Here is a 19,960-nt window from a genome sequence, read left to right as displayed (position 1 = left end):
CATTCCTCCTCGATGAAAATCAATAGACCCGCTTGGCGGCGGCCTTCTCTGCCCGAATTTCCCGGACGTTGACGATGATCAGCAGCACCAGCACCACCCCGAAGAGGATGGTGGACACGGCGTTGATCTCCGGGGTGACACCCTTTTTGGTCATGGAGTAGATCTGCATGGCCAGGGTGGAGGTGGAGGAGCCGGCGGTGAAGTAGGAGATGACGAAGTCGTCCACACTCATGGTGAAGGCGATGAGGGCACCGGAGACAATACCGGGCATGATCTCCGGCAAAATCACCTTAAAGAAGGCCTGGGGCCAGGTGCAGCCCAGGTCCTGGGCGGCGTCCACCAGGTTTTTGTCCATCTGCCGCAGCTTGGGGGCCACGGAGAGGATGACATAGGGGATGTTAAAGGTGATATGGGCGATGAGCAGGGTACCAAAGCCCAAAGATAGCTGGTGGAAGGTGACCCGGTACTGGGTGCCGAAGAGGTCAATGATGAGCCGATAGTGGGAGGCCAGGTAGTTCCAGCCGCTGAGGGCAGCCACAAAGAACAGGCACATGGCCACGCCGGTGACGATGTCGGCGTTCATCATGGGGATGTTGTTGATGGTGAGCAGGGGCTCCCGGAACTTCCGGCGCATGGAGTACAGGCCAATGGCGCTGAGGGTTCCCACCACCGTGGCAATGAGGGTGGCCAGCACCGACACCAGCAGGGTGTTGTACACACTCTTGATAATCAGCTGATTTTGGAACAGCTTGGCATACCACCGCAGGGAGAAGCCCTTCCACACCACGCTGGAGTCTGCGGCGTTGAAGGAGTAGAAAATGAGCAGCAAAATGGGGGCATAGAGGAAGAAGAACACCACACCAATGAGGATGCGGTTGCCCAGGCTGTTTTTCTTGTTCAGACTCATAGCATCACCGCCTGTTCTTCGCCCTCACCGAAGCGATTCATAATCCACATGCAGGCCACCACAATGACCATCATCACCAGGGCGATGGCCGAGCCCAGGTGTGGGTTGTAGGCGCCACCCAAGAACTGCTGTTCGATGAGGTCGCCCAGCAGCATCTGGATGCCGCCGCCCAACAGCCGGGAGATGGCGAAGGTGGACACGGAGGGGACGAACACCATGGTCACGCCGGAGAGAATGCCGGGCAGGGACAGGGGCAGGATGACCTTGCGGAACACCGTGGCGGTGTCGGCACCCAGGTCCTGGGCGGCCTCCAGCAGGGTGTTGTCCATCTTGATGAGGGTGGAATAGATGGGCAGCACCATAAAGGGCAGGTAGTTGTACACCATACCCACCACCACAGCGCCCTGGGTGCCGATCATCTTGAAATAGTGAATGTCCGTGCCAAAGAGGTTGTTGATGAGATCAAACAGGCCGATGGCAGCAAAAAACTGGTTGATGAGACCGTTGTTTTCCATGATGGACATCATGGAGTAGGTGCGCAGCAGGAAGTTGACCCACATGGGCAGCATGATGAGGAGCATGGCCACCCGCTGGAAGCTCTTGCCCTCTTTGGCCATGGCGTAGGACAGGGGATAGCCAATGAGCAGGCAAACCAGAGTGGCGATGATGGCCAGCTTGAAGGAGCGGGTGAAAATTACCGTAAAGGTGCCCATACGGGTGAAGTTCTCCCCGGTAAAGGAGAAGTCGGCGGTGGTGAAGGCGTAGATCACCACCATGATGATGGGGGCCACCACAAAGAAGGCCATCCATCCCACATAGGGGATGGCCAGGAGGGAACGCTTATTCTTCATGCCCGTTCTCCTCCTCCTCGGGCTCATAGTCCGCATCGCCGATCTCTTCGTATTCCTCGGAGTAGGAGGAGTAGTCTCCGAACATGCCGGAGTACTCGCTCTTTTTCATCACGTGGATGCAGTCGGGGTCCAGGTGGATGCCGATAACCGTGCCCACGGGATGGTATTCAGTGGTCTGAATGAGCCATTTGAAGCCATAGAAGTCCACGATGGTGTCGTAGTGGACGCCCTTAAAGGTCACAGAGGTGACGGTGCCCTTGAGCTGGCCCTGGTTCTCCGCCACAATGTCCACGTCCTCGGGGCGGATGACCACGTCCACCGGCTCGTCCTTGTCAAAGCCCTTGTCCAGGCAGCGGAACTTCCGGTTGAAGATCTCCACCACCTCGTCGGCCCGCATGATGCCGTCGATGATGTTGGACTCGCCGATAAAGTCGGCCACAAAGGCGTTTTTGGGCTCGTTGTAGATATCCTCCGGGGTGCCGATCTGCTGGATGCGGCCGCCGTCCATGACCACCACGGTGTCGCTCATGGCCAGGGCTTCCTCCTGGTCGTGGGTGACGTAGATGAAGGTGATGCCCATCTCCTGCTGGATGCGCTTGAGCTCGTTTTGCATGTCCTTGCGCAGGCGCATGTCCAGAGCGCCCAGAGGCTCGTCCAACAGCAGCACCTTGGGCTGGTTGACCAGGGCCCGGGCGATGGCTACCCGCTGCTGCTGACCGCCGGAGAGGGCGGAGATGGAGCGCTTTTCAAAGCCCTTGAGGTTGACGATCTCCAGCATTTCCATCACCCGCTGGTGAATCTCTTTTTCGGGAATCTTCACCTTCTTGGCGGTGGACTTGCCGTTTACCACATTGGTGACGGTTTTGCCCAAGCGCAGGCCAAAGGCCACGTTTTCATACACATTCAGGTGGGGAAACAGGGCGTATTTCTGGAATACGGTATTCACCTCCCGCTTGTGGGGCGGGACATGATTAATCCTCACGCCGTCAAATAAAACATCCCCAGAGGTAGGCGTAAGAAACCCGCCGATGATACGAAGCGTGGTTGTCTTGCCGCACCCACTGGGACCCAGCAGCGTGAGGAACTCTTTATCATTGATATACAGGTTGATGTGGTCCAATACCACGCCATCGTCGTAGGCCATGACGCAGTCTTTCAGGCGGATCAGCTCCTTGGACATGTGTCCTCCCTCATTTCTATGGTTGTTTCTAAAATGTCAGCTCCCTCGATATTTGTCCCGGCCAGTGCCCTCCAGCGGACAGCCCAATTTGGGCCTGGGGTTTCACGGATAGCGAGTTACACTATATTATGTCGATGGAGAAATGTCAATCATGTTTTTGAAAAAAACAGCCCCATTTCCGGTCAAAAAACAGGCCGCCCAAGGGGCGGCCTGTGGGGGTGGATGGCGGAATGTGGAAACTCAATCCTGGGGCGACCATTGAGTGGAAAATTGGGGGAAATACTGGGGGACAAAGTCAATGTCCCGCACCGTCCACTCCATGCCGTTGAGATGGGAAAGGCATCCTCCGTCAGTGGTAAACTCAAAGCGCAGCTTGTAGGAGTACAGGGCCTGATAGCTTCGGCCAAACTGGCGGTTGTCCCGCTCGCGGCCGTACTTGCCGTCCCCCAGCAGGGGATGACCGGCGGCGGCGAACTGGGCGCGAATCTGGTGGGTGCGCCCGGTGATGAGATCGCACTCCACCAGGGACAGCCCGCCCTCGGTTGCCAGGGTATTATATAAGGTAAGGGCGGTCTTGCCCCCGGGGACCGGGTGGTCGTACACTTTCACCTGGGCCTTGTTCTCATCCTTGAGGATAAAGCCCTTCAACTCCCCCTTTCGAGGGCGCATCTCACCCCGGATGACACACAGGTACAGTTTGGTGAGCTCCCGGTCCTTGATCTTCTGGTTCATGATGCGCAGCGCCTCGGCGGTCTTGGCGGCAATGACGATGCCCCCGGTGTTGCGGTCAATGCGGTTACAAAGGGCAGGGGCAAAGGAGTTCTCCCAGTAGGGGGACCACTCCTTCTTCTGGTAGAGGTAGGCCTGAATGTGGGTCAGCAGGGTATTCACCCGCTCCTGGTCGTCGGGATGCACCACCATACCCGGGCGCTTGTTTAAAAGGAGAATGTGCTCGTCCTCATACACAATGTCCAGCTGGGGCTTGAACACGGAGAGAAACGCATTTTCCCGATTTGGGGTTTGAAAAAACTCGTCGTTGATGTATAATTGTAATACGTCCCCCACTTCCAGGCGCACATCCCGCTTGGAGCCCTTGCCGTTGCGCTTGACCCGCTTGAGGCGGATGTACTTCTGGGCCAACGGGGCGGGGAGGAGGGGCACGGTCTTGGCCAGCCAGCGGTCCAACCGCTGCCCAGCGTCATTTTTTCCAATGGTAAATTCCTTCAATCACCATCACTCCTGGACTGTCAAGATACTGCCACCAGTGTACCATGATTTTTGGTGAAAAAAAAGAGAGAAAAAATCAAGAAACCATTTGACAAGTGGGAGACTCTTGAGTATAATACCATTTGTGTCGTTATGCGAGGTGTGCCGATGAAACTGGATTTGAAGCAAATTGCCCGTCAGCCGGGCGCCACCCTTCCGTTTTCCTTCCAGATGGACCTAACTCAGCTGGAGTGGAACGGAGACCACCCTGTATCCCAACCTGTCACTGTGGAAGGCAGAGTGCGGAATATGGCGGGGGTGCTGCTGCTCCAGGCCAGCATGGCAACCACCCTGTCCCTCATTTGCGACCGCTGCGCCCAACCCTTTTCCAAGGAGAAGACGGTGGACTTTGAGTCCATGCTGGCTACCGAATTGGAAGACGAGGAAAATGATGATATCATTTTGCTGGATGGGGAGATGCAGCTGGATTTGGAGGAGTTGCTGGGTGACGTGTTCCTCCTGAATATGGACACGAAGAATCTCTGCTCTCCAGACTGCAAGGGGCTGTGTCCGGGCTGCGGTGCAGACCTGAACCATGAGCCTTGCCGTTGCAAGAAGGAGATTGATCCCCGTCTGTCCAAGCTGGCCCAGCTGTTGGGTCAGGACGGATGATTTGTAATGTTATGTCTGCGGACATTGACCGATAAGGAGGTGTCAAAATGGCCGTCCCTAAGAGTAAAGTATCCAAGCAGCGCAGAAACAAGCGTCGCAGCTCCGTGTGGAAGCTGGAGACTCCCGGTGTCAACACCTGCCCCAAGTGCGGTGCTGTCCGCCTGCCTCACCGCGTCTGCAAGAACTGCATGACCTACAATGGTCGTGAGGTTACTGTGAGCGAGTGATCGCCTGTGATGAAAAAGAGGCTGTTGCAAAGTGCGCTTTGCGACAGCCTCTTTTACGTACTTTTCTGGTGAAAGGGCTGAAAAGCCCGGTTTTGTCAAAATTTGCTTTTCATAGTCTGTGAAGTTTGATATACTGACTTTTAACAATATAAAATAATCTGATCGTTTCGAGTAAGGAGGGATTTTCATGGCGAGACCATTGGTGGCCATTGTGGGCCGCCCCAACGTGGGTAAGTCCATGCTGTTTAATAAGCTGACGGGAAAGCGCCTGTCCATCGTGGAAGACACTCCCGGCGTCACCCGCGACCGCCTCTACGCCCAGGCCGAGTGGCTGGGCCGCACCTTCGATCTGGTGGACACCGGCGGCATTGAGCCCGGCACCGACAACGAGATTCTGTCCTTTATGCGTCTCCAGGCGGAGATTGCCATTGAGTCGGCCACGGTGATCATCTTTGTCTGCGACATCCGCACCGGCATGACCGCCGCCGACCAGGAGGTGGCTGGTATGCTCCAGCGCTCCAAGAAGCCGGTAATCCTGGCGGTGAACAAGATGGACTCCACCGGACCCACCAACCCGGACATCTACGAGTTCTATAACTTAGGGCTGGGTGACCCCTATCCCATCTCCGCCGTTCACGGCCACGGCACCGGCGATCTGCTGGACGCCTGCCTGTCCTACTTCCCCCCCGAGGAGGACGAAGAGGAGGACGACGATGTGGTGAAGGTGGCCATCATCGGCAAGCCCAACGTGGGCAAGTCCTCCCTCACCAACCGGATTCTGGGCCAGGAGCGGGTTATCGTCTCCAACGTGGCGGGTACCACCCGAGATGCCGTGGACAGCTACTTTGAAAATGAGACGGGCAAGTACCTCATCATCGACACCGCCGGTATGCGCAAGAAGTCCAAGGTGGACGACCGCATCGAGAAGTTCTCGGTGCTCCGGGCCACCATGGCCATTGAGCGCAGCGATGTGTGCCTCATTATGATCGACGCCCAAGAGGGCGTCACCGAGCAGGACACCAAGGTGGCGGGCCTGGCCCACGAGGCGGGCAAGGCCTGTATCATTGTGGTCAACAAGTGGGACGCCATTGAGAAGGACGACAAGACCATGAAGCGCATGGAGGAAGAAGTGCGTCGGGATCTGTCCTATATGACCTACGCGCCCATCCTGTTTATCTCCGCCATGACAGGCCAGCGGGTGGACCGCCTGTTCCAGGTCATCCAGAACGTGGTCAACCAGGCCACCATGCGCATCCCCACCGGTGTGCTCAACTCGGTGCTGGCCGATGCCCAGACCCGGGTGCAGCCCCCCACGGACAAGGGCCGCCGCCTGAAGATCTACTATATGACCCAGGTGGGCGTCAAGCCTCCCCACTTCGTCATTTTCTGCAACGATGCCAAGCTGTTCCACTTTTCCTATCAGCGTTATATCGAGAACCAAATTCGTGCCACCTTCGGACTGGTGGGCACTCCGGTGCGCATCACCATCCGGCAAAAGGGTGATAAGGAGGAGTAAGTCGTGCTGAACTATGTGTTGGACTCTGCCCATGTGTCCGGGGGCTGGCTGGCCCTGGCGGCGGTGGGCATTGCAGTGCTGGCCTACTTTTTGGGCTGCTTCAACGGGGCCGTGGTGGTGTCCCGGTACATCCTCCGGGACGACGTGCGCAACCACGGCAGCGGAAACGCAGGTCTGACCAACTTCTACCGCACCTTCGGCGGCCCCTTGACCCTGGTGGTCATCCTCTCGGACGCCGTGAAGGCCGTGGTGGCGGTGCTGTTTGCCATGTGGATTGCGGGCTCCATCTCCCCCGAGCTCATCACTCTGAGCAAGTACTGGGCGGGCCTCTTTTGCCTGCTGGGCCACATGTTCCCCGTGACCTTCCAGTTCCGGGGCGGTAAGGGTATTCTGTCCGGTGGCACCATCGCCCTGATGATGGACTGGCGGGTGGCCCTGGTGGTGTGGGGCGGCTTCCTCATCCTGGCCATTGCCACCCGGTACGTGTCCCTGGGCTCCTGCTGGGCCGGACTGTCTTTCCCCTTTGTCACCTGGTTTGTGTACCAGGACGAGCTGATCACCGTGCTGGCCGTCATCATCGGCGGCCTGATTTTGTGGAAACACCGGGGCAATATGGTGCGCATTGCCAAGGGCACCGAGTCCAAGTTCACCCTGCACAAGAAAAAGGAAGCGGAGGCGGAACCGGAAGCGCCTGACCCCTCGGAAGAGATAGAGGAGACGGTGGAGGAGCAGGATGAGCCTGAGACTTCCGCCGATCAGGAGCCTGCCGAGGAAGAACATGCCGACCAGGTGGAAGAGGAGAACTCCGAGCAGGAGGAGGAATCTTCCACACAGGAGGAAGCATCTGAGGAAGTGTCCGACGACCAGGAAGAGAAGAAGCTTCAGGAGGGTGAGGCATGAACATCACCGTGGTAGGCAGCGGCGGCTGGGGAACTGCCCTGGCTCTGGTGCTGCTGGAAAATGGACACCAGGTGTCCATGTGGTGCCGCCGAGCGGAGAAATGCCAAGAGATGCAGGAAAGCCGGGAGAATCCCGTACTCCCTGGGGTGAAGCTGCCCCAGGAGCTGGCGCTGACCTGTGACCTAAACGTCCTGACCCAAAGTCAGGTGGTGGTCCTGGCCACCCCCTCCTTTGCCGTGCGTGCCACCTCCAAGCAGATTGCCCCCTATCTCAAGGCGGGCACCGTGCTGGTGAGCGTGGCCAAGGGCATTGAAAAAGACAGCTGTCTGCTGCTCCACCAGGTCATTGAGGAGGAGATCCCCAACTGTCCTGTGGTGGTGCTCTCCGGTCCCTCCCACGCCGAAGAGGTGGCCCGAGGGCTGCCCACCGGGGTGGTGGTGGCCTCGGAGAACAAAGAGGCGGCTCTGCTGGCTCAGGACATCTTCATGAACCGCAACATGCGCCTGTACACCTCCCCGGATATTCTGGGGGTGGAGATCGGGGCGGCCCTGAAAAACGTGGTGGCCCTGTGCACCGGCTGCTGTGTGGGCATGGGCTACGGAGACAACACCAAGGCCCTCATCATGACCCGGGCCCTCACCGAAATGGCCCGCCTGGGTGTGGCCATGGGGGCCAACAAGGAGACCTTCGCCGGGCTGTCCGGCCTGGGCGACCTCATTGTCACCTGTACTTCCATGCACTCCCGTAATTGCCGGGCGGGCATCGCCATCGGCAAGGGCACGCCTGTGGCCGAGGCCGTGGGAGGCAAAGACGGCACGGTGGTGGAGGGCTATTATGCCGCCGCCTCCGCCCGCCAACTGGCCCATAAGATGGGGGTGGAAATGCCCATCGCTGAGGGCGCCTATCAGGTGCTCTATGAGGGCAAGGACCCCCATGTGATTCTGGGTCAGCTTATGGTGCGGGAGCGCCGCTCCGAGCTGGAACTGGAAGAGATCTGGCTGTAACGTTTTTGATGCGAGAATGAAACAGAGCCCGGAGAGATGAAACCATCTCTCCGGGCTCTGTTTTGTATCCTCAAAACTTCCTGGATGTGCAGGAGAGGGCAGCTGGGTGGACTTTATGTCCCCGGTGTTTTGCTATGACCACATCGAGAATGTCCCAGTGGTATATACGGGAGACTGGGAGTCTGGCGTGACCTACACCCAGGGCCGGGACAACGAGTTCTTTGGAGCCACCGACAAGCTCATTGAAGCCTGGGAGCAGCTCAAAGCGGAGATGCTCCAGAAATATCCCCGCTGACAAACTCCCCATACAACGACGAAAGCCCTGTACCATGCGGTACAGGGCTTTGAGTCATGAGTGTATGGAATTACACAGCACGGGTGACCTTGCCGGAACGGAGGCAGCGGGTGCACACATAGACGTGCTTGGGGGTGCCGTCCACCACAGCCTTAACGCGCTTGACGTTGGGCTTCCAGGGACGGTTGGAGCGGCGGTGGGAGTGAGAAACCTGGATGCCGAAGTTCACGCCCTTACCACAAAACTCACATTTGGCCATATCTACAAACCTCCTCGCTGGTTGGAATTACATTCATACGATAACTACGATATCTTACCAGAAACTTAAGAGAAAATCAAGGGGCATTTTTCAAAAAGAAGTATTTTTTTCGTTGGGGCTTTGTGGTAAAATAAAGGAACAAAACGCGAGGAAAGGGCGTGAAATCATGGGAAAAGGGCCTACCATTCGTTTGGGCACCATCATTGACCAGTTTCATCTTGAGGTGCTGTACGGCCCGGAGGGCTACCGGGACCGCCAAATCTCCATCCAGGACGTGAACCGTCCCGGCCTCCAGATGACGGGTTATTTCGACTACTTTGACCGGGAGCGTATGCAGCTGCTGGGCCTGGTGGAGTGGTCTTACTTGCAGGAGCGCACGGCAGAGGAGCGCATGGAGCGCTTTGACCAGCTGTTTTCCTATCACACCCCGGCGGTGATCATCGCCCGGGGCCTGGAGCCGTACCCGGAGTGCATGGAGTCGGCCAAGAAGTACGACCAGGTTCTGCTGCGCACCAAGGAGAATACGGCGGATTTCATGAGCACTCTCATCGCCTACCTGCGGGTGGCGCTGTCTCCCACCATCACCCGCCACGGCGTGCTGGTGGAGGTGTACGGCGAGGGCGTGCTGCTCATGGGCGAGTCCGGCGTGGGCAAGAGTGAGACCGCCATTGAGCTTATCAAGCGGGGCCACCGCCTCATTGCCGACGATGCGGTGGAGATTCGCCGGGGCTTCAACAACCGCCTGGTGGGCACCGCCCCCGAGCTCATCCGCCACTATATGGAGCTGCGAGGCATCGGCGTGGTGGATGTGCGTCGCCTGTTCGGTATGTCCGCCGTCAAGTTCGAGACCAACATCGACATGCTGGTGAAGCTGGAGAACTGGCAGGACGGGGCCATGTATGACCGCCTGGGTGCCGACGAGTTCTTCACCGAGATGATGGGTGTGCAGCTGCCAACCCTCACCATTCCCGTCAAGCCGGGACGGAATCTGGCGGTCATCCTGGAGGTGGCGGCCATGAACAACCGTAATAAGAAGATGGGCCACAATGCGGCGCTGGAGTTCACCCGCCAGATTGATGCCCACATTGATGGTCAGCTCTCTTCGGACCGATGAGGACACCTGGACACAACGCCTTTCCGGGCGTTGTGTCTGCTTTTCAGGAATTTATATAAGGAGGAAGCGATATGTGTGGAATTGTAGGATATGTGGGGAGGGAGCAGGCGGCGCCCATTTTGTTGGACGGCCTGTCCCGCCTGGAATACCGAGGGTATGACTCCGCCGGAGTGGCGGTATACCATGACGGACAGGTGCGGGTGGCCAAGTCCAAGGGACGTTTGCAGGTACTCTCGGACATGATCCAGGGCGGACGTGCCATTCCGGGCACCATCGGCATCGGTCACACCCGTTGGGCCACCCACGGGGCGCCCTCGGACACCAACTCCCACCCCCATGTCAGCCACAGCGGCAAGATTGCGGTGGTGCACAACGGCATCATCGAAAACTATGCCCAGCTCAAAAGCTTCCTCCAGGCCAAGGGGGTGCCCTTTGTCTCCGAGACGGACAGCGAGGTGGTGGCCCAGCTGGTGGAATACTTCTATGAGGGGGATCTGCTGGCGGCGGTGGGCCGGGTGCTCCACCGCATTGAGGGCGCCTATGCCCTGGGCATCCTGTGCTGCGACCAGCCCGACCAGCTCATCGCCGTGCGCAAGGACAGCCCCCTGATTTTGGGGCTGGGGGAGGAGTCCAACTTCCTGGCCTCTGACGTCACCGCCATTCTCCGCCACACCCGGGACGTCATCTATATGGAGGACGGGGAGGTGGCGGTGCTCACCGCCCAGGGCATCCAGTGCTATAACAGCCTGCTCCAGCCCATCACCAAGGAGGTCGCCCGGGTGGACTGGGAGGTGGACGCCGCCGAAAAGGGCGGCTACGAGCACTTCATGGCCAAGGAGATCATGGAGCAGCCCGAGGCGCTGCGCCGCACCATCTTCCCCCGCATTCAGGACGGGGAGGTGTACCTGGAGGACTTCGCCCTCACCGATGAGGAGATCCGAGACCTCCAAAAGCTGTACATTGTGGCCTGCGGCTCCTCCTACCATGTGGGCATGGTGGGCAAGTACCACCTGGAGCGGCTGCTGCGCAAGCCCGTGGAGGTGGCCCTGGCCTCCGAGTTCCGATACATGGAGCCCATTGTGGATGAGCACACCCTGGTGGTGGTCATCAGCCAGTCCGGCGAGACCCTGGACACCATGGCCGCTCTGCGGGAGGCCAAACGTCTGGGGGCCAAGGTGCTGGCCATCGTCAATGTGGTGGGCTCCTCCATCGCCCGGGAGTCTGATGTGGTGCTGTACACCTGGGCCGGGCCGGAGATCGCCGTGGCCACCACCAAGGCGTATAGTACCCAGCTGGCGGTGCTCAACCTGTTGGGGCTGTACTTTGCCCGGCGACTGGGCACCATTGAGACGGAGGAGTACCGGGACATTTTGGGCCAGATGCTCCTGCTCTCCGCCCAGATGGAGGAGGTGCTGGCCCAGAAAAGCCAGATCCAGTATCTGGCCTCCCGGTACTTCAACCACGAGTCCATCTTCTTCATGGGGCGCAACGTGGACTATGCCCTGGGCCTGGAGGGGTCGCTGAAGCTCAAGGAGATCTCCTACATCCACTCCGAGGCCTACGCCGCCGGAGAGCTGAAGCACGGCACCATCTCCCTGATTGAGGACGGCACCCTGGTGGTGGCGGTGGGCACCTACGGGGCCCTCTTTGACAAAGCGTTGAGCAATGTGGTGGAGGTGAAGAGCCGTGGAGCGGACGTGCTGGCCCTCACCACCGCCAGCCATGCCCAGCGGATGGAGGAAGTGGCCAACGGCATGATGCTCATCCCCGACACCCACCCCATGCTGCTGCCCTCCCTGGGCGTGGTGCCCCTCCAGCTGTTTGCCTACTATGTGGCCCTGCACCGGGGCTGTGATATCGACAAACCCAGAAATCTGGCCAAGTCGGTTACCGTGGAATAAAACTCCGTTCACCCTCGGCCTTATGGCCGGGGGTGAAAATTTGTCTTGCAATTTTCGGGGCAGAGGAGTACACTGACAGTCAAACAGGCAGAGTAGGTGCGCACGTGTTATGCTTCCCTTGATGGGGGAGACAGTGCCGGCGGGACGGGGAGTTGTCCGCCGGACGAATAGCACGAGGGGAAATCCCCCCAGGCTTGCAGTGTGCCCACCGCATCCCGCTGCCGCATAGCGGAGCCATTGTCCCTCCTTTGTGCGGCGTTCCCGTTTCCGGGCTGCCGATGCAAAGGAGGTATTTTTATGGACAAACACCCGCCCCTGACCACAGGGGCACAGGCAGTGGAGTATATCCACTCCTTTTCCTGGCTGGGCAGCCGCCCCGGCCTTTCTCGCACCCGGCAGCTGCTGGCTGCCATGGGTAACCCGGAGCAGAAGCTCCAGTTCATTCACATTGTGGGCACCAACGGCAAGGGCTCCACGGCGGCCATGCTGGCCTCGGTGCTCACCGCCGCTGGCTACACCACGGGCCTGTACACCTCCCCCTACATCCACCACTTTGAAGAGCGGATGACGGTGAACGGGGCGGAGATCACCGGAGACGAGCTGGCCGCCATCACGTCCTGGGTGGGAGGGCTGGCCGACCAGATGGAGGAGCACCCCACCGAGTTTGAGCTGGTCACCTGTGTGGCCCTGGAGTTCTTCCGCCGTCGGGACTGTGACATCGTGGTGCTGGAGGCCGGCATGGGTGGCCGCCTGGACTCCACCAACGCCATCCCCGCCCCCCAGGCGGTGGTCATCACCAACATCGGCCTGGACCACACCGCCCAGCTGGGCAATACCGTGGAGGCCATTGCCGCCGAGAAGGCGGCGGTTATCAAAGATGGTTGCCCCGTCATCCTCTATGAGCAGAAGGAGAGCGTCACCCAGGTGGTGCGTGAGGTCTGTCAGGCCCACGGGGCCTCCCTCACCATTGCCCGCGCCCAGGACGTGGTCCTGGACCGGGAGAGCCCGGAGGGGCAGTGGTGGAGCTGGAAGGGGCAGTCCCTCTTTGTCCCTCTGCTGGGGGACAACCAGCGCCACAACGGCGCTGTGGTGCTCGCAACTCTGGAGGCCATTTCCGCCAAGTATCCCGTCTCGCCCCAGGCTCTGGCCCAGGGGCTGGAGCGGGTGCGCTGGCCCGGTCGATTTGAAGTTCTGTCCCGTAACCCCTGGTTTGTGGTGGACGGGGGACACAACCCCCAGTGCGCCGCCACGGTGGCGGACAACCTCAAGCGCTATTTCCCGGGAAAAGCCCCGGTGCTCCTCATGGGGGTGCTGGAGGACAAGGACCGGGCGGGGCTGTGTGAGCTGGTGGCCCCGTTGGCTCAGGCCTTTGTCACCATCACGCCCCCCAGCCCCCGGGCTCTGGACGCAGAGACGCTGGCCCGAGAGCTGTCTGCCTATGGAACCACCGCCTATGCCGCCGCCTCCATCTCCCAGGGGGTGGAGCGAGCCATGGAACTGGCGGTCGCGGACGGGCTGGTGTGCGCCCTGGGCTCTCTGTACTCTGTGGGAGAGATTCGCACCTGTGTATTGTCGAAAAAGGGAGATTTGTCATGAATAAAAAGTTTTCGGTTCTGATCTTGGCCCAAGTGGCCGTTTTGCTGGCCATGGAGGTGGTGCTGTCCCGCTTCTTCTCCATCGCCACCCCTATCACCAAGTTTAGCTTTGCCTTTGTGCCTCTGGCGGTTTGCGGCGCCCTGTTTGGCCCGGTCTGGGGCGGCGTCATGGGAGCCTTAGCGGACCTGCTGGGCGCCATCCTCTTTCCCATCGGGCCCTATTTTCCCGGCTACACCTTAAATAATGCCCTCCACGGTGTGGCTCTGGGCATGGCCCTGAAAGAGGGACGGAGAAAGTGGTGGCAGCTGGCCCTGGCCCTGGTGTTCAACCACGTGGTCATTGGAATTTTCCTGGCGGCCCTGTGGGGACACATGCTCACGGATAACCCCTACTGGGCCGTGGCGGGCGCCCGTGTGGTGCAGGCTGCGGTGATGGCTCCGGTACAGTTTATCATCATCCGACTCATGCAGCGCCCGGTGGAGCGGTACGCCGACCTGTCCCACAGACGGGGCGTGGCGTAACCTCTCATTTCATAATGGATACCATGTCCGCATACCTTCTTGGATAGGAGGTGTGTGGACATGGCTTTTTTATCCCAAATCAGCGGCGTGCTCTGGGGCGGCCCGCTGTTGGTGGGCTTTCTGGCGGTGGGGCTGTACTACTCTCTGCGCACAGGGTTCTTCCAGATCTTCGGCCTGCCGGTGTGGTGGAAGCACACGGTGGGGGCACTGTTTCAACGGCAAAAGGAGGAGCAGGGGGGCGTCACCCAGCTGCAAGCTCTGTCCACGGCCTTGGCGGCCACCATCGGCACCGGCTCGGTGGCAGGGGTGGCGGCGGCCATCTTCTTCGGCGGTCCGGGGACAGTGTTCTGGATGTGGATGTCCGCCCTGCTGGGGATGATGACCGGATGTGCAGAGAAAATCCTGGCCATTCAATACCGGGAAAAGGATGAGAAGGGCCAGTGGCGGGGCGGGCCCATGACCTACATCCAACTGGGACTGAAACTGCGGTGGCTGGGCTGTGTGTACGCTCTGCTGTGCGTGGCGGAGACTCTGGTGGGGGGCAACCTGGCCCAGGCCAATTCCATCGCCACCGCGCTGGAGCGGTCCGTGGGGCTTTCCCCGAAAGTGGTAGGAGTGGTGCTGGCAGTGGTGGTGTCGGTGGTGCTCATGGGGGGCATCCGCCGGGTGTCCCGGCTCAGCCAGCTGCTGGTGCCGGTGATGGCGGTGATCTTCATCGGCGGCGGGGTAGGGGTGATTGCCGTCAACGCCCAGAAGCTCCCCCTGGTGATGGAGCAGATTGTCACCTATGCCTTTGCCCCCAAGGCAGTGGTGGGGGGCTACTCCATAGGCCTTGCCCTGCGTTACGGTGTGGCCCGGGGGGTGTTTAGCAACGAGGCGGGGGTGGGCATGTCCGCCATGGCCCACGCCTGCGCCCAGGTGGAGCACCCGGGAAAACAGGGCATGTGGGGCATCTTTGAGGTGTTCTTTGCCACCCTGGTCATCTGCACGGTCACGGCACTTGTCATTCTCACCTCTGGGGTCTACGACCCCGTGGCGGCCCAGGACATGATTGCGGCCGGGGAGATTCCCCGGGAAATGCTGGGCAGCAACCTGGCCGCCTCCGCCTTTGCCTCCCTGTGGGGAAAGGCAGGGGAGTGGATGGTGACGGTGAGCCTGACCCTCTTTGCCTTTACCTCCCTGGTGGGGGCGGGCTACTACGGGCGTCGGGGAGTGGAGACCCTCACCAAGTCGCCCCTGGTGTTGGGGGTGTACCATGTGGTGTTTCCCCTGTGCGTGGTGGCGGGGGCTGTGGGAGACTTGGCGGCGGTGTGGGAGCTGGTGGACCTGTGTAACGGCCTGTTGGCCATCCCCAATCTGGCCACCCTGTTGCTGCTGTCTCCAGTGGTGCTGCGCACCCTAAACCAGTGGCTGAAGAAAAAATAAAAAGAATTTGAAAAAAGGTGTTGACATTGGCGGAGAATCTGGTATAATGACCTTCGTTGACCCGACAGAGGCCACACGGAGTGGTATCGAAGAGGTCATAACGAGCACGATTGGAAATCGTGTGACGGCCAAAAACCGTCCGAGGGTTCGAATCCCTCCCACTCCGCCAAAACCCCGAACGTTTTACGTTCGGGGTTTTCCTTTTTTCCGACACGGACTACCTCAAAGGTCACTGGGATGGAACGGAACGATGCCCCAGGTGGATGCAGCTTTTTGTGGCCGCTTCCACCGTTTCGTTTTGTGGCTCAGAGACCAGCCTGGAGCGGGTCCTGACCCGGAAAATCGTTCTCTATATTTTTGTGTGCAAAACGCACAAAAACGGGAAAATATGGTCAAAATTTAGATGAACTGTGTGTATGTTGTCTGAAAGGGGCGAGATGTTTAGTCAAAATGACGGAGCAAAAGGGTTGCAAAGTGGTTTAAAATGGGTTACAATACGGTTACAATTTGACAACAAATTGAAACAAGGAGCGATTGAATGAATGTGAAGGTGACCAGCGCAATGCTGGCGACACTCATGGCATGCACATTGATCCAGCCCAGTAAAGCAGTTCAGCCTCAAGTTTCTGAGCCCGCTGTCGTCGAGCAGTTGGGCAGCGCAGATGAACTGATGGCCGTGGTTTCTGCCGAGGCGATCGTGGCCCGGCAGGCCGCAGAGAACATCCAGCACCCCCAGGGCATTGGCCTGTATCTTGACTCCGTCGCACTGTTGAACGTGGGGCGTGAGATGATCGGGGGAGAGTGTTACGTAACCGTGAAATCTTTCCTGGCCGCCGCCCAGCCCCAGGCTGTGGTGGAGCAGGTGGACGGCGGTGTGTCCGTGTCCGCCACCGACCCGGCGACCCAGGAGACTCTGCAGATGTCGGTGTACGACGGCGCCTGTTATGTGGTGGCCAACGACCGCTATCTCTATCTGGACCAGGGTGTGGTGAACCTGAACGGGGATCTGGCGATTCCCGTGGATACCCTGGCTGAGATTCTGAACCTGAAGCTGGTTCGGGACGATGCCACCGGGTACATCCGCCTGTACACCCAGGAGGGCCAGGGCTATATCACCCCTGGCAGTGCCTATTACAACAGCAATGATCTCTATTGGCTCTCCCACATCATCTATTCGGAGAGCGGCAATCAACCTATGGCGGGGAAGATCGCAGTGGGCAACGTGGTGATGAACCGCGTGGCCAGCTACAAGTTCCCCAACACGGTGGAGGGCGTGATTTTCCAGAAGAATCAGTTTAGCCCTGCCTCCAGCGGCTCCATTCACCGCGACCCCAACTGGGAGAGCGTGGTGGCTGCCAAGCTGGTGCTGGACGGAGCGGTGGTGCTGGATAACGCTCTGTTCTTCAACCGGGCAGGCCTGGACTGCTACGCCTCCCGGAACCGTGCCTATGTGGCTACCATTGGCGGCCACTCCTTCTATGCCTAACGAGTGTCCTGTGCCCCCCCAATTTGGGGGGCACAAAATTTTTTTCAAAAAATCGAAAAAAGGGGGTTGACATTTTTCGTATACGTGCTATACTAAGCAAGGCTCAAGCGAGCGGCGCAAAACAAAGCACAAGACAAACGAACAAACATAGCGGATTAGTGTAATGGTAGCACACCAGACTCTGACTCTGTTCGTGAGGGTTCGAATCCTTCATCCGCTGCCAAACGGACATGACCAAGGTCATGTCCGTTTTTCTTTTTCTCAGGAAAACCCACCTCTTGCCTGGACCGGGGCAAAGTGATATAATAATTTGCTAATGTGGGTATCCCCGGGATAAACGAGGCCTGGGAGTCATACCTATGAAGAGAAGAGTGAATGCTTTGTAGGGACCGAATGTTCCATGGAGTGATTCCACCGATAAAGGAGAATGGTCATGAAGATTGTGGTATTGGCGGGCGGACTGAGCCCGGAGCGGAATGTCTCGCTGTCCAGCGGCTGCAAGGTGTGCACCGCCCTGCGCCAGCGGGGGCACCAGGTGGCCTTTGTGGATATGTTCCTGGGCACCCACGCCCCGGTGGAGACCCTGTTTGACGCACCTCTGGATGAGGAGCTGACCCGGGTGGGCCGGGTGGCCCCCGACCTGGAGCAGGTGAAGGCATCTCGCACCGACGGGGGCGCCAGCCAGTTTGGACCTGGGGTGTTGGAGCTGTGCGCTCAGGCGGACGTGGTGTTCCTGGCCCTCCACGGGGCTTGCGGCGAGGACGGCCGGGTGCAGGCCGCCCTGGACCTTATGGGCATCCCCTATACCGGGTCCAACTACCTGGGCTCCGCCATCGCCATGGATAAGGACCTGACCAAGCGCATCGTGGCCCCTCTGGGGGTGCAGACCCCCAGCTGGGAGCTGGTGGACTACACCGCAGTGGACATCCCCGGCCTGGTGGAACGTCTGGAAGTGCCCTGCGTGGTCAAGCCCGTGGACTACGGCTCCTCCATCGGCGTGTCCATCCCCCGCACCAAGGAGGAGCTGCAGGCTGCTCTGGAAGAGGGGCTGGAGCTGGGCGGCCGCTGTGTGGTGGAGCAGTACGTGCAGGGCCGGGAAATCCAGGTGGGTATCCTGGAAGGAAAGGCGCTGCCCTCCATTGAGATCATCCCCAAAGAGGGATTCTATGACTATGAGAACAAGTACCAGCCTGGGGCGGCCGACGAGATCTGTCCCGCCCAGATTCCCCAGCAGTGGGAGCAGCGGCTGGCCGAGGCCGCTTTGAAGGTGTTCCACGGGGTGGGCCTGGCGGTGTACTCCCGGGCGGACTTCATTGTCACCGAGGACGGCACCCCCTGGTTCTTGGAGATCAACACCCTGCCTGGCATGACTCCCACCAGCCTGCTGCCCCAGGAGGCGGCTGTGGTGGGCATCGACTACGGCACCTTGTGCGAGCGCATCATTGAGGCATCCTTGCAGGCCCGCAAGGCGGGACACTGAGGACCAGTAAAGGAGAAGAAGAGATGGAAGCTTTGACATTGGCGCAGCTACTCCAGGCAGTGGGCGGCACCCTCATCGGCGGGGAGGCCGACCTGAATCAGACGGTCACCGAGGTGTGTACCGACAGCCGCAGTGTCCCCCAGGGCTGCCTGTTCCTTCCTCTGGAGGGGGAGCGGTTTGACGGCCACTCCTTCATCAACAGCGCCCTGGAGCAGGGGGCGGTGGGATGCATCACCGCCCGGGAGCGGGAGAGCTACCTGCCGGGGAAGTTCTACATCAAGGTGCGTTCCACCCAGCGGGCCCTGCGGGACCTGGCCCGGTACTATAAGGAGATGTTCCACATCCCCTTTGTGGCGGTGACCGGCTCGGTGGGCAAGACCACCACCAAGGACATGGTGGCGGCGGTGCTGGGGGCCAAGTACAAGGTGCTGAAAACCGAGGGCAACTTCAACAATGACATCGGCCTGCCTCTCACCCTGCTGCGCCTGGACCACACCCACCAGATCTGTGTGTTGGAGATGGGCATGGACCACGCCGGGGAGATCGACTACCTCAGTGAGCTGGTGGAGCCGGATGTGGCCCTCATCACCAATGTGGGGGACTCCCACATTGAGAACCTGGGCAGCCGGGAGGCCATCTTTGCCGCCAAGTGCGAAATCTTCAACCATCTCAAGGCGGATGGCACCGCCATTCTCAACGGGGACGACCCCATGCTTTCCACCCTCAAGGGCAAGCTGCCCCAGACCACCTACATGGTGGGCAGCGGGGAGGGGCTGGACTACACCGCTTTTGACATTGACAGCGACGGAGCCAGCCACATCTCCTGCCAGGTGAAGACCCCCCACAGCAAGTTCCAGGCGGATATCCCTGCCCTGGGCACCCACATGATCTACCCCACCCTCATGGCTACCGCGGTGGGCGAGCTGTTCGGCATGGAGGCCGACGAGATCACCCGGGGCATCCGGGCTTTCCTCCCCACCAAGATGCGGATGAATGTGGTCAACTGCCCTGGGGACGTGGTGATTTTGAACGACGCCTACAACGCCAATCCCCAGTCCATGCGGGCGGCTGCCGCCGTGCTGGGCGACGCCAAGGACCGCCGCCGTGTGGCCGTGGTGGGAGACATGAAGGAGCTGGGTGCCAATAGCGCCATGTTCCACCAGGCGGTGGGCGGCTACTTCGCCCAGGCCGGAGTGGAGCGGCTCATCGCCATTGGCGACCTGGCCAAGTACATGGCCCAGGGAGCCGTCCAGGCGGGCATGAGCCAGGAGCAGGTCTCCTATTTCCATGACCTGGAGGAGGCCAAGGAGGCGCTGAGCCGGGAAATCCGGGCGGGGGTGACCATTTTGGTCAAGGCCTCCCGGTCCATGGCATTTGAGAAGATTGTAGACTATCTGACGGCCCAGACCCAGAAGTAACG

19 protein-coding genes, 2 tRNA genes and 1 riboswitch are annotated in these 19,960 nt (G+C 59.7%); of the genes, 16 read left to right on the top strand and 5 right to left on the bottom strand.

Going from position 1 to position 19,960, the window contains the following annotated elements; genetic code table 11:
• Positions 1-19: 19 nt before the first annotated feature.
• The 4 genes from E0L15_RS03975 to E0L15_RS03960 all read right to left on the bottom strand — a co-directional run bounded on the left by E0L15_RS03975 (position 20) and on the right by E0L15_RS03960 (position 4,165).
• On the bottom strand, positions 20-907 hold the full coding sequence (locus E0L15_RS03975) for an ABC transporter permease (protein WP_087228990.1): 888 nt from the start codon (positions 905-907) through the stop codon (positions 20-22).
• The gene (locus E0L15_RS03970; RefSeq protein ID WP_087228986.1) at positions 904-1,758 is read right to left on the bottom strand and encodes an ABC transporter permease; all 855 of its coding nucleotides are present in this window, start codon (positions 1,756-1,758) and stop codon (positions 904-906) included. Before E0L15_RS03970 ends, E0L15_RS03975 begins: the two co-directional genes overlap by 4 nt.
• A complete protein-coding gene (locus E0L15_RS03965) occupies positions 1,748-2,938 on the bottom strand; it encodes an ABC transporter ATP-binding protein (RefSeq protein ID WP_087228983.1) in 1,191 nt (396 codons plus the stop codon). Before E0L15_RS03965 ends, E0L15_RS03970 begins: the two co-directional genes overlap by 11 nt.
• Before the next feature lie 240 nt (positions 2,939-3,178).
• Positions 3,179-4,165, bottom strand: coding sequence for an RluA family pseudouridine synthase (locus E0L15_RS03960; RefSeq protein WP_168124627.1), 987 nt, complete (start codon positions 4,163-4,165; stop codon positions 3,179-3,181).
• 147 nt (positions 4,166-4,312) lie between these two features.
• Here E0L15_RS03960 and E0L15_RS03955 point away from each other — a divergent pair, with 147 nt between their 5' ends.
• The 6 genes from E0L15_RS03955 (at position 4,313) to E0L15_RS03930 (ending at position 8,758) form a co-directional block, all read left to right on the top strand.
• Positions 4,313-4,816 (top strand): DUF177 domain-containing protein, encoded by a 504-nt coding sequence (locus tag E0L15_RS03955; protein ID WP_087228977.1) that lies wholly within the window; start codon positions 4,313-4,315, stop codon positions 4,814-4,816.
• A gap of 47 nt (positions 4,817-4,863) precedes the next feature.
• Positions 4,864-5,043 carry a 50S ribosomal protein L32 gene (gene rpmF / locus E0L15_RS03950; RefSeq protein ID WP_087228973.1) on the top strand — a complete coding sequence of 60 codons (180 nt, stop codon included), beginning with the start codon at positions 4,864-4,866 and terminating at the stop codon, positions 5,041-5,043.
• A 187-nt stretch (positions 5,044-5,230) separates the two neighbouring features.
• Complete coding sequence (gene der, locus E0L15_RS03945) at positions 5,231-6,559, top strand: ribosome biogenesis GTPase Der (protein WP_087228970.1); 1,329 nt, start codon at positions 5,231-5,233, stop codon at positions 6,557-6,559.
• Positions 6,560-6,562: 3 nt separating this feature from the next.
• Positions 6,563-7,459 carry a glycerol-3-phosphate acyltransferase gene (locus E0L15_RS03940; RefSeq protein ID WP_168124626.1) on the top strand — a complete coding sequence of 299 codons (897 nt, stop codon included), beginning with the start codon at positions 6,563-6,565 and terminating at the stop codon, positions 7,457-7,459.
• Positions 7,456-8,463, top strand: coding sequence for an NAD(P)H-dependent glycerol-3-phosphate dehydrogenase (locus E0L15_RS03935; protein WP_168124625.1), 1,008 nt, complete (start codon positions 7,456-7,458; stop codon positions 8,461-8,463). The genes E0L15_RS03940 and E0L15_RS03935 overlap by 4 nt, the downstream gene beginning before the upstream one ends.
• Positions 8,464-8,569: 106 nt before the next feature.
• A complete protein-coding gene (locus E0L15_RS03930; protein ID WP_168124624.1) occupies positions 8,570-8,758 on the top strand; it encodes a hypothetical protein in 189 nt (62 codons plus the stop codon).
• 70 nt (positions 8,759-8,828) lie between these two features.
• Here the strand turns inward: E0L15_RS03930 and rpmB are convergent, their stop codons facing one another.
• Positions 8,829-9,017, bottom strand: coding sequence for a 50S ribosomal protein L28 (rpmB, locus tag E0L15_RS03925; RefSeq protein ID WP_087228945.1), 189 nt, complete (start codon positions 9,015-9,017; stop codon positions 8,829-8,831).
• 166 nt (positions 9,018-9,183) lie between these two features.
• Between rpmB and hprK the strand changes: the two genes are divergently transcribed.
• The 10 genes from hprK to murF all read left to right on the top strand — a co-directional run bounded on the left by hprK (position 9,184) and on the right by murF (position 19,958).
• Positions 9,184-10,131, top strand: a complete 948-nt coding sequence (gene hprK / locus E0L15_RS03920; RefSeq protein ID WP_168124623.1) for an HPr(Ser) kinase/phosphatase — start codon at positions 9,184-9,186, stop codon at positions 10,129-10,131.
• 71 nt (positions 10,132-10,202) lie between these two features.
• Positions 10,203-12,032 (top strand): glutamine--fructose-6-phosphate transaminase (isomerizing), encoded by a 1,830-nt coding sequence (gene glmS / locus E0L15_RS03915; RefSeq protein ID WP_168124622.1) that lies wholly within the window; start codon positions 10,203-10,205, stop codon positions 12,030-12,032.
• An 86-nt stretch (positions 12,033-12,118) separates the two neighbouring features.
• A riboswitch (THF riboswitch) is annotated at positions 12,119-12,255 on the top strand.
• Positions 12,256-12,329: 74 nt separating this feature from the next.
• Positions 12,330-13,628, top strand: coding sequence for a folylpolyglutamate synthase/dihydrofolate synthase family protein (locus E0L15_RS03910; protein WP_168124621.1), 1,299 nt, complete (start codon positions 12,330-12,332; stop codon positions 13,626-13,628).
• A complete protein-coding gene (locus tag E0L15_RS03905) occupies positions 13,625-14,149 on the top strand; it encodes a folate family ECF transporter S component (protein ID WP_087369685.1) in 525 nt (174 codons plus the stop codon). Before E0L15_RS03910 ends, E0L15_RS03905 begins: the two co-directional genes overlap by 4 nt.
• A gap of 60 nt (positions 14,150-14,209) precedes the next feature.
• Complete coding sequence (locus tag E0L15_RS03900; RefSeq protein ID WP_168124620.1) at positions 14,210-15,574, top strand: sodium:alanine symporter family protein; 1,365 nt, start codon at positions 14,210-14,212, stop codon at positions 15,572-15,574.
• 77 nt (positions 15,575-15,651) lie between these two features.
• A tRNA-Ser gene (locus E0L15_RS03895) sits at positions 15,652-15,743 on the top strand.
• Between the two features lie 408 nt (positions 15,744-16,151).
• The gene (locus E0L15_RS03890; protein WP_158096578.1) at positions 16,152-17,060 is read left to right on the top strand and encodes a cell wall hydrolase; all 909 of its coding nucleotides are present in this window, start codon (positions 16,152-16,154) and stop codon (positions 17,058-17,060) included.
• A 149-nt stretch (positions 17,061-17,209) separates the two neighbouring features.
• Positions 17,210-17,283 (top strand) — tRNA-Gln (locus E0L15_RS03885).
• Positions 17,284-17,493: 210 nt separating this feature from the next.
• Positions 17,494-18,540 (top strand): D-alanine--D-alanine ligase, encoded by a 1,047-nt coding sequence (locus E0L15_RS03880; RefSeq protein WP_168124619.1) that lies wholly within the window; start codon positions 17,494-17,496, stop codon positions 18,538-18,540.
• Between the two features lie 23 nt (positions 18,541-18,563).
• Positions 18,564-19,958 (top strand): UDP-N-acetylmuramoyl-tripeptide--D-alanyl-D-alanine ligase, encoded by a 1,395-nt coding sequence (murF, locus tag E0L15_RS03875; protein WP_168124618.1) that lies wholly within the window; start codon positions 18,564-18,566, stop codon positions 19,956-19,958.
• Positions 19,959-19,960 lie beyond the last annotated feature (2 nt).

Origin of the sequence: Pseudoflavonifractor sp. SW1122 (genome assembly GCF_012027765.1) — a bacterium.
Classification (GTDB): domain Bacteria; phylum Bacillota; class Clostridia; order Oscillospirales; family Oscillospiraceae; genus Enterenecus; species Enterenecus faecium.
This window is presented reverse-complemented; position numbering and strand designations above follow the sequence as displayed.